The sequence below is a fragment of the Streptomyces pimonensis genome (assembly GCF_041380215.1).
In the GTDB taxonomy this organism is placed as follows: Bacteria; Actinomycetota; Actinomycetes; order Streptomycetales; family Streptomycetaceae; genus Streptomyces; species Streptomyces pimonensis.
Window position 1 is genome coordinate 513,382 of the sequence record NZ_JAHWZY010000001.1, and the last position, 8,606, is coordinate 521,987.

Sequence of the window (8,606 nt, forward strand, 5' to 3'; positions counted from 1 at the left end):
CACCGTCCGCCCCGTACCGCACGCGAACCGGCCACCGCGTCCTACAGGCGGCCGAGCACCTGCGCCAGCAGGGATCCCATCCGTGTGGCGGAGTCCCGGCCCGCCTGGAGGACCTCCTCGTGGTTGAGCGGCTCGCCCGTCATCCCCGCGGCCAGGTTGGTGACCAGGGAGATGCCCAGGACCTCCGCCCCCGCCTCACGGGCGGCGATGGCCTCGAGGACCGTCGACATGCCGACCAGGTCCGCCCCGATCACCCGGGCCATCCGGATCTCCGCCGGAGTCTCGTAGTGCGGGCCGGGGAACTGCGCGTAGACCCCCTCCTCCAGCGTGGGGTCGACCTCCTTGCACAGCGCCCGCAGACGCGGCGAGTAGAGATCCGTGAGGTCGACGAAGTTCGCGCCGACGATCGGCGAGGTCGCCGTGAGGTTGATGTGGTCGCTGATCAGGACCGGCTGCCCGGGGCGCATGCCCGCGCGCAGACCCCCGCAGCCGTTCGTCAGGACGACCGTCCTCGCCCCCGCGGCCACGGCCGTACGGACGCCGTGGGCCACCGCGGCGACCCCGCGTCCCTCGTAGTAGTGCGTACGGCCCAGGAACACCAGGGCCCGCTTCGCGCCGACGGCGTACGAGCGGATCTTGCCGCCGTGGCCCTCGACCACCGGCGGCGGGAAACCGGGCAGCTCGGTGACCTGGAACTCGGCCTCGGGCGTGCCGAGGGCGTCCACGGCCGGGGCCCAGCCGGAGCCCATCACGAGGGCGACGTCGTGGGTCTCGGCGCCGGTGAGTTCGCGCAGGCGTGCGGCGGCGGCGTCGGCTGCGGCGTACGGGTCGCCCTGGATGTCGTCCGGAAGAAGAGAAGCATTCACGCGATGAGGGTAGCCGGTATTCGCCTACGCGCGTAGATGCGGGAGCCGACGGGTTGGCGATCGTTGTCCTGTCGTTTCCCGCCGGGAGCGTCAGCAGGGACGCTTGCGCAGTTCCATCACGTAGTCGTGGGGCGCTCCCGCGGACTCGGCCGCGTCGGCGATCTCGCCCAGGTAGCGGGCCGAGGGGAGGCCGCCCTCGTAGCTGTTGAGGACGTAGGTCCAGGCCGGCTCCTCGCCGTCCAGGGTGTGCACGCGCACCCGGGTGCGTCGGTAGAGGTCCAGGCCGCCCGCGCCCTCCCAGCGGTCCAGGGACTCCTCGTCCATCGGGGCGATGTCGTAGAGGGAGACGAAGACCGCGGAGATCGGGTCCTCGACCAGCGTGGCCAGGGCGCCCTCCCAGCCCATGTGCTCGCCCCCGAACGTCAGCCTCCACCCGTTCAGCCAGCCGGTGGCGCGCAGCGGCGAGTGCGGGGCGCGGCGGGACATCAGCCGCGCGTCGAGATGGGCGGCGTACGCGGCGTAGAGCGACATGGGGGAAGGGTACGGCAGCGGGTGCGCGGGCCACTCCGGTAACGGGGGAGCCACGGCTGAGGCCCCCGGACGGTCGCACGGTGAAGCGTGCGGGACAATGGAGTACGTGACTCGGATCGTGATCATCGGTGGCGGACCCGGCGGATACGAAGCGGCGCTGGTCGCCGCACAGCTCGGCGCGGAGGTGACCGTCGTCGACCGCGACGGCCTGGGCGGGGCGTCGGTGCTCACCGACTGCGTGCCGTCCAAGACCCTGATCGCCACGGCCGAGGTGATGACCACCTTCGACTCCTCGTACGAGGAACTGGGCATCATCGTCGCCGACGACACCCCGCCCATGGAGCAGGCCGCCCGGGTGGTGGGCGTGGACCTGGGCAAGGTCAACCGGCGTGTGAAGCGGCTCGCGCTGGCCCAGTCGCACGACATCACCGCCTCCGTGACCCGGGCCGGCGCGCGGGTGCTGCGCGGGTGGGGCCGGCTGGAGGGCATGCAGGCGCTCGACGGATCACGGAAGGTCGTGGTGCGCGCCGCGGACGGGACCGAGGAGACGCTCACCGCCGACGCCGTGCTGGTCGCGACCGGCGGGCACCCGCGCGAGCTGCCGGACGCGCGCCCCGACGGCGAGCGGATCCTGAACTGGACCCAGGTGTACGACCTGGACGAGCTCCCCGAGGAGCTCATCGTGGTCGGGTCCGGTGTCACGGGCGCCGAGTTCGCCGGCGCCTACCAGGCGCTCGGGTCGAAGGTGACGCTGGTGTCCTCGCGCGACCGGGTGCTGCCGGGCGAGGACCCGGACGCGGCCGCCGTGCTGGAGGACGTCTTCCGCCGTCGCGGGATGAACGTCATGGCGCGCTCGCGGGCCCAGTCCGCGAAGCGGGTCGGGGACCGGGTGGAGGTGACGCTCGCCGACGGCCGCGTCATCACCGGCTCGCACTGTCTGATGGCCGTGGGCGCCGTCCCGAACTCCGAGGGCATGGGCCTGGAGGAGGCCGGGGTCAGGCTGCGGGAGTCCGGCCACATCTGGACCGACAAGGTCTCCCGGACCACGGCCCCCGGCGTCTACGCCGCCGGCGACGTCACCGGCGTCTTCGCGCTCGCCTCGGTGGCGGCGATGCAGGGCCGTATCGCCATGTACCACTTCCTGGGCGACGCGGTGGCCCCGCTGAACCTGAAGACGGTCTCGTCGAACGTCTTCACCGACCCCGAGATCGCCACCGTCGGCTACTCCCAGGCCGACGTCGACTCCGGCAAGATCGACGCCTGTGCGGTGAAGCTGCCGCTGCTGCGCAACCCGCGCGCGAAGATGCAGGGCATCCGCGACGGCTTCGTCAAGATCTTCTGCCGTCCGGGCACCGGCATCGTGGTGGGCGGCGTGGTCGTCGCGCCGCGCGCCTCGGAGCTCATCCACCCCATCTCGATCGCGGTCGACAACAATCTGACGGTGGAGCAGATCGCGAACGCCTTCACGGTCTACCCCTCGCTGTCCGGCTCGATCGCCGAGGTGGCGCGCCAGCTGCACACCCGGAAGTCGGGCGCGGAGGCGTGACCGCCGCTTCCCGTCGCCTGCCGGGGTCCGGCAGGCGACGGGGGCGGTGTCTGCCGGGAGCCGGACTGACGGACCCGGGGCGCCGTGTGGCTGGATGAGGCCATGGGAGAGGTGAGACCCGGGAACCGGGCGGACCGCATGCTCGTCGCCCGGAGGGAACGCATGGAGCGTCTGCGGTCGCGCGCCCGGGAGTGGGCGCCGGTCGGGGAGCCGGTCGTGTGGCGGGCCCGCCGGGGCGGCCTGCTGGTGGCCGCGCTGCTGCTGGGGAAGATCGTCCATCACAGCAGGCTCGCCGAACCGCTCGGTCCGGGCGTGCGGGGCGTCCTGGAGTGGCTGGTGTCCCAGGCCGGGGTGACCTTGATCTGGGCGTGGTTCGCCTGTGCGGTCGGCAGCTGGGGCGTGGTGGCGCACCGTCCGGGGATCCGGGTGTGCCGGGCGGGTTCGACCCGCCACGTGGACTGGGAGCGGATCGAGCGGGTCGACGCCGGCCGCTTCGGCCGCCTGGGCATCCGGCTCAAGGACCAGCACGAGCCCTGGCTGGTCGCGGGCTTCTTCCTCCCGTCGGCGCTGTGCCGGGTGCTGCGGCTCAGGGACGGGGCCCAGGAGGCCGCCGACCTGCTGACCGTGCTGGCCCTCCACCCGGAACTCCGTCCGCGGGGCGGCGCCGGACACCGGCGGCCGGGGCACCCGTGGGTGGTCTGGCCGGCGGCCGCGGTGTGGGTGTACGGCGTGGTCATCACATTGTCCTGACGCCGCGGCGCGTCGCCGCCCGTACGGGCGGCACGGCCGGGGCCGGGTTCTATACCACTCCCCGTGCCGTGTTGCGAACAACTTCTGCTATTCAGCGCAAACTGCTGAAAGCAGACGGTCGTCGGCGTTACTGTCGGTTTCGTGTTCGCTGCAGAACGTCGCCAATTGATCCTCGAAATGGTGCGAGCGAACGGGGCCGTGTCGCTCCGTGAGCTCGCCCGCGTCGTCCAGACCTCCGAAGTGACCGTACGGCGGGACGTGCGTGCACTGGAGGCAGAAGGACTCCTCGACCGCCGGCACGGCGGTGCGGTACTGCCGGGCGGTTTCACGCGAGAGTCCGGTTTCCCGCAGAAGTCACATCTCGCGACCGCCGAGAAGACCGCCATCGCCGACCTCGCCGCGAGTTTCGTGGAAGAGGGCGAGGCGATCGTGGTCGGCGCGGGTACCACCACGCAGGAGCTGGCCCGCCGGCTGGCCCGGGTGCCCGGCCTCACGGTCGTCACCAACTCCCTGCTGGTCGCCCAGGCGTTGGCCCATGCCAACCGGGTGGAGGTCGTGATGACCGGCGGTACGCTCCGCGGCTCGAACTACGCCCTCGTGGGCAGTGGTGCCGAGCAGTCCCTACAGGGGTTGCGGGTGTCCCGGGCGTTCCTCTCCGGGAGCGGCCTCACCGCCGAGCGCGGGCTGTCCACGTCCAACATGCTGTCGGCGTCGGTCGACCGGGCGTTGGTGCAGGCCGCGGCGGAGGTGGTGGTCCTCGCGGACCACACCAAGCTCGGTGCGGACACGATGTTCCAGACGGTGCCCACGGATCTGATCACGCGACTGGTGACGGACGAGCCTGCCGGACATGACGAGCGGGCGGGGACCGAGCTGCAGGCGCTGGCCGATCAGGGCGTGCAGATCGCTGTCGCGGGAGCGGGGGGCGAGGGGGGCCCGGTGGGGCGTCAGCGCCGGGACGTCCCTCTTCCCGGGCCGCGGCGGCAGGGGACCGGGCTGCGTACGGCTGTGGCGTTGGGGGCGGCGGCCGAGCAGGCACAGGGGGCGGAGCGGGCACGGGTGGCGGACCTGCGGAGGCGCTGACGCTCGGCGCCCCGGCGGGTGCCCTGCGTGGGCGCCGGCCGGGGAACCGCGCCCTGACGCTTCGCGGGTGCCCCGTGCCGGTGTGGGCCGGGGGGTGCGGTCCGATGCTCGCGGGGTGTCTCCCAGGCCTTTGAGGCGCTGGGGAGGGCGCGACGGCCCGCGGAGTGCGGGGACGACGGCAAGTGGCCGCGTACGGCGGGAAGGGGACGGGGGCCGCCCGCAGCGGCCGGCGCGTCCGCGCCCCACCGGCAGACGTGATCCGCGCCGGTCCGAGGACGGACACCCCGACGCGGTCCCGCCCCACCCGCCGACCGCGGGCGCTACGCCCGCCCTCACCGGGGCGGACGCGGCGCCGCAGGCGTCGGACGTGTCAGTCCTTGATCTCGCAGATGACCGCGCCGGAGGTGACGGAGGCGCCGACCTCGGCGCTCAGGCCCTTGATCGTGCCGGAACGGTGGGCGTTGATGGGCTGCTCCATCTTCATGGCCTCCAGGACGACGACCAGGTCGCCCTCCTCGACCTCCTGCCCCTCCTCCACGGCGAGCTTGACGATCGTGCCCTGCATCGGGGAGGCGAGCGTGTCGCCCGAGGCGGCCGGGCCCGACTTCCTCGCCGCCCGCCGCTTCGGCTTGGCGCCCGCCGCCAGCCCCGTACGGGCCAGGGACATGCCCAGCGAGGCCGGGAGGGAGACCTCCAGGCGTTTGCCGCCGACCTCGACGACGACCGTCTCGCGGTCCACCTCCTCCGCCGCCCCCGCGTCCACGGCGGCGGCGAACGGCTTGATCTCGTTGACGAACTCCGTCTCGATCCACCGCGTGTGCACCGTGAACGGTTCGGCCGAACCGGTGAGTTCGGGCGCGAACGCCGGGTCCTTCACCACCGCGCGGTGGAACGGGATGGCCGTGGCCATGCCCTCGACCTGGAACTCCGCCAGCGCACGAGCGGCCCGCTCCAGCGCCTCCTTGCGGGTGCGTCCGGTCACGACCAGCTTCGCCAGCAGCGAGTCCCACGCCGGGCCGATCACGCTGCCCGACTCCACACCCGCGTCCAGCCGCACACCCGGACCCGACGGCGCGTCGAAGCGGGTGACGGTACCGGGGGCCGGGAGGAAGTTGCGCCCCGGGTCCTCGCCGTTGATGCGGAACTCGAAGGAGTGCCCCCGCAGCACCGGGTCGCCGTAGCCCAGCTCCTCGCCGTCGGCGATGCGGAACATCTCCCGCACCAGGTCGATCCCCGCGACCTCCTCGGTCACCGGGTGCTCCACCTGCAGCCGCGTGTTGACCTCCAGGAAGGAGATCGTGCCGTCCAGGCCGACGAGGAACTCCACCGTGCCCGCGCCGACGTAGCCGGCCTCCTTCAGGATCGCCTTGGAGGAGGAGTACAGCTCCTCCATCTGGGCGTCCGACAGGAAGGGCGCGGGCGCCTCCTCCACCAGCTTCTGGTGCCGGCGCTGCAGCGAGCAGTCACGGGTGGAGACCACGACCACGTTGCCGTGCTGGTCGGCCAGGCACTGGGTCTCCACGTGGCGGGGCTTGTCGAGGTAGCGCTCGACGAAGCACTCACCGCGGCCGAAGGCGGCGACCGCCTCACGGACGGCGGAGTCGTACAGCTCCGGCACCTCCTCCAGCGTCCGCGCGACCTTCAGACCGCGCCCGCCGCCACCGAAGGCGGCCTTGATCGCGATCGGCAGCCCGTGCTCCTCGGCGAACGCGACGACCTCCTCGGCCCCGCTCACCGGATCGGGCGTACCCGCCACCAGTGGGGCGCCCGCGCGCTGCGCGATGTGCCGGGCGGCGACCTTGTCGCCGAGGTCGCGGATGGCCTGCGGCGGCGGGCCGATCCAGATCAGGCCCGCGTCCAGGACCGCCTGGGCGAAATCGGCGTTCTCGGAGAGGAATCCGTAACCCGGGTGGACGGCGTCCGCGCCCGACTCGCGTGCGGCGTTCAGCACCTTGTCGATGTCGAGGTAACTGGTGGCCGGAGTGTCACCGCCCAGGGCGAACGCCTCATCCGCGGCGCGGACATGCAGAGCGTCCCGGTCCGGGTCGGCGTAGACGGCAACGCTCGCGATTCCGGCATCCCGGCAGGCCCGGGCAACGCGGACAGCGATTTCGCCACGGTTGGCGATGAGCACCTTGCGCACGATTGAGGCTCCCTCCTTGAAACAAGCCGAGTTTAGGGACTGCCGACACGGCACTTCGACCCGTCCCCACTGGTGAGCTTGCCCACACGGAGCGTGATGCGAGGCTCGCTCGACCCGCGAAAGTCCCTGTCGCACCTTGGTGCGCAGGACTCCTGCCGGAAACCCTAGCCGTCCTGTGTGGTCAAGGTCTCTATGAGAGCGTGCTGCGGCCCGCTCCGTTTCTTTGTGGAGTCCCTACGAATGGCCCAGTGATTCTTTGCCCTCCACGGAACCCTTGTACCGAGATCTACCCGTTAGTAGCCTTCGCGTCGGCCCGCACATGCTCGGGGTGACCGCAGTGGTGCTCGAAAGCGGATGAGGGCCGGTGGTGCGCAGGCCGGTGGCGTGGGTCGTGGCGCTCGTGCTGTTCGCCGAGGCGCTCGGCATCGCGGCGCTGAACCGGTTCCTGGGCGTCGTCGCCGACCGGCGGAACATGTCGCCGGCCGGTCTCGATCCGGACGTGATGTCGACGTCTCCGAAGAACGGCGGAATCGTCTTCGGGCTCCGTTTCGCGCTGTGCGGCCCGATGGCCCTGCTGGTCGCCGTGCGCGACCGGGCGCCCGCCGGGCTCGGCGGATCCTGCCGACCGGCGCGGCGGTGGTGCACGTGCTGCTGGGCGGGGTCACGTGGGCCTGGTCGGTCCGTCCGCGTTCCTTCCCATGACGGTCGCACCCGGGCTCGTCGTGCTGCTGCTGATGGGGTACGACGGCCGTACGGAGCAACCGGCCGACGCCGCTCCCGAGGGCGGCGTCGGCGGTGACGGCTCTCCGGTCACTTCTTCGGCGGCGCCCACAGCTCCGTGATGCCGACGCCGAGGTCGGAGAGGAGACGCCGGACCAGGGGGAGGCTGATGCCGATGACGTTGCCGTGGTCGCCGTCGATGCCGTCGATGAACGGGGCCGAGCGGCCGTCCAGGGTGAACGCGCCGGCGACGTGGAGCGGTTCGCCCGAGGCGACGTAGGCGGCGATCTCCTCGTCGCTGGGATCACCGAAACGGACGACGGTGGAGGCGGTGGCGGAGACGTACCGGCCGCTGAGGGTGTCGTACACACAGTGGCCGGTCTGCAGGGTGCCCGCACGGCCCCGCATGTCCTTCCAGCGCGCGGTGGCCTCCCCGGCGTCCGCGGGTTTGCCGAGGGCCCGGCCGTCCAGTTCCAGGACCGAGTCGCAGCCGATCACCAGCGCGCCCTTGACCTCGGGCTTCGCGGCGACGACGGAGGCCTTGGCCTCGGCCAGGGCGAGCGCCAGCTCGGCGGGGGTGGGGGCGGTGACGGCGTCCTCGTCGACCCCGCTGACGATCACCTCGGGATCCAGCCCGGCCTGCCGGAGCAGCCCGAGCCGGGCGGGGGACTGGGAGGCGAGCACGAGTCGGCGGCGCGGCTGATCTGTCATGCGGTCAGCGTATCGAGGTGGCCCGGACGGCTCACCTCACGCCGATCACGAGCATGGCGAGCACCATGGCCAGCGCCATGAGAACGCCCAGCCGCCGCAGCATGGCCTGCGCGTCCCGCAGCTCCTTGGGCGGCTCGTTCTCGGGGTCGGACCACAGCATGTCACCAGCGTGGGGCCTGGGCCGGCCGGGGTGCCTGAGTACGCGTACTCAGGTAGGGGCACGGCGCTGTCGCGCCGCGCCCCCCGGCCCGGGCGC

Annotated in this window: 8 protein-coding genes and 1 pseudogene; 4 read left to right on the top strand and 5 right to left on the bottom strand. The window is 72.5% G+C overall.

Annotated elements, in window-relative coordinates; translation table 11 throughout:
- Positions 1-41: 41 nt before the first annotated feature.
- A complete protein-coding gene (locus tag KYY02_RS02485; RefSeq protein WP_371235685.1) occupies positions 42-866 on the bottom strand; it encodes a purine-nucleoside phosphorylase in 825 nt (274 codons plus the stop codon).
- Positions 867-956: 90 nt separating this feature from the next.
- A complete protein-coding gene (locus KYY02_RS02490) occupies positions 957-1,397 on the bottom strand; it encodes a gamma-glutamylcyclotransferase family protein (protein ID WP_371235686.1) in 441 nt (146 codons plus the stop codon).
- Between KYY02_RS02490 and KYY02_RS02495 the strand changes: the two genes are divergently transcribed.
- From KYY02_RS02495 to KYY02_RS02505, 3 genes are all read left to right on the top strand, one after another.
- A complete protein-coding gene (locus tag KYY02_RS02495; RefSeq protein WP_371235687.1) occupies positions 1,396-2,943 on the top strand; it encodes an NAD(P)H-quinone dehydrogenase in 1,548 nt (515 codons plus the stop codon). The two genes, KYY02_RS02490 and KYY02_RS02495, sit on opposite strands and share 2 nt — an antisense overlap.
- A 102-nt stretch (positions 2,944-3,045) precedes the next feature.
- Complete coding sequence (locus KYY02_RS02500) at positions 3,046-3,693, top strand: hypothetical protein (protein WP_371235688.1); 648 nt, start codon at positions 3,046-3,048, stop codon at positions 3,691-3,693.
- Between the two features lie 141 nt (positions 3,694-3,834).
- A complete protein-coding gene (locus KYY02_RS02505; RefSeq protein ID WP_371235689.1) occupies positions 3,835-4,776 on the top strand; it encodes a DeoR/GlpR family DNA-binding transcription regulator in 942 nt (313 codons plus the stop codon).
- Positions 4,777-5,146: 370 nt separating this feature from the next.
- On the opposite strand, the gene KYY02_RS02510 is transcribed toward KYY02_RS02505, so the two are convergent.
- Positions 5,147-6,919 (bottom strand): acetyl-CoA carboxylase biotin carboxylase subunit, encoded by a 1,773-nt coding sequence (locus KYY02_RS02510; RefSeq protein WP_371235690.1) that lies wholly within the window; start codon positions 6,917-6,919, stop codon positions 5,147-5,149.
- Between the two features lie 364 nt (positions 6,920-7,283).
- Here KYY02_RS02510 and KYY02_RS02515 point away from each other — a divergent pair.
- A pseudogene (locus KYY02_RS02515) lies at positions 7,284-7,761 on the top strand (hypothetical protein).
- On the opposite strand, the gene KYY02_RS02520 reads toward KYY02_RS02515, so the two are convergent.
- Together KYY02_RS02520 and mmpB are read right to left on the bottom strand one after the other, a co-directional pair.
- Complete coding sequence (locus tag KYY02_RS02520) at positions 7,730-8,350, bottom strand: Maf family protein (RefSeq protein ID WP_371235691.1); 621 nt, start codon at positions 8,348-8,350, stop codon at positions 7,730-7,732. The pseudogene KYY02_RS02515 and the gene KYY02_RS02520 overlap by 32 nt on opposite strands.
- A gap of 31 nt (positions 8,351-8,381) precedes the next feature.
- Positions 8,382-8,510 carry a morphogenic membrane protein MmpB gene (mmpB, locus tag KYY02_RS02525; protein ID WP_371235692.1) on the bottom strand — a complete coding sequence of 43 codons (129 nt, stop codon included), beginning with the start codon at positions 8,508-8,510 and terminating at the stop codon, positions 8,382-8,384.
- Positions 8,511-8,606: the final 96 nt, after the last annotated feature.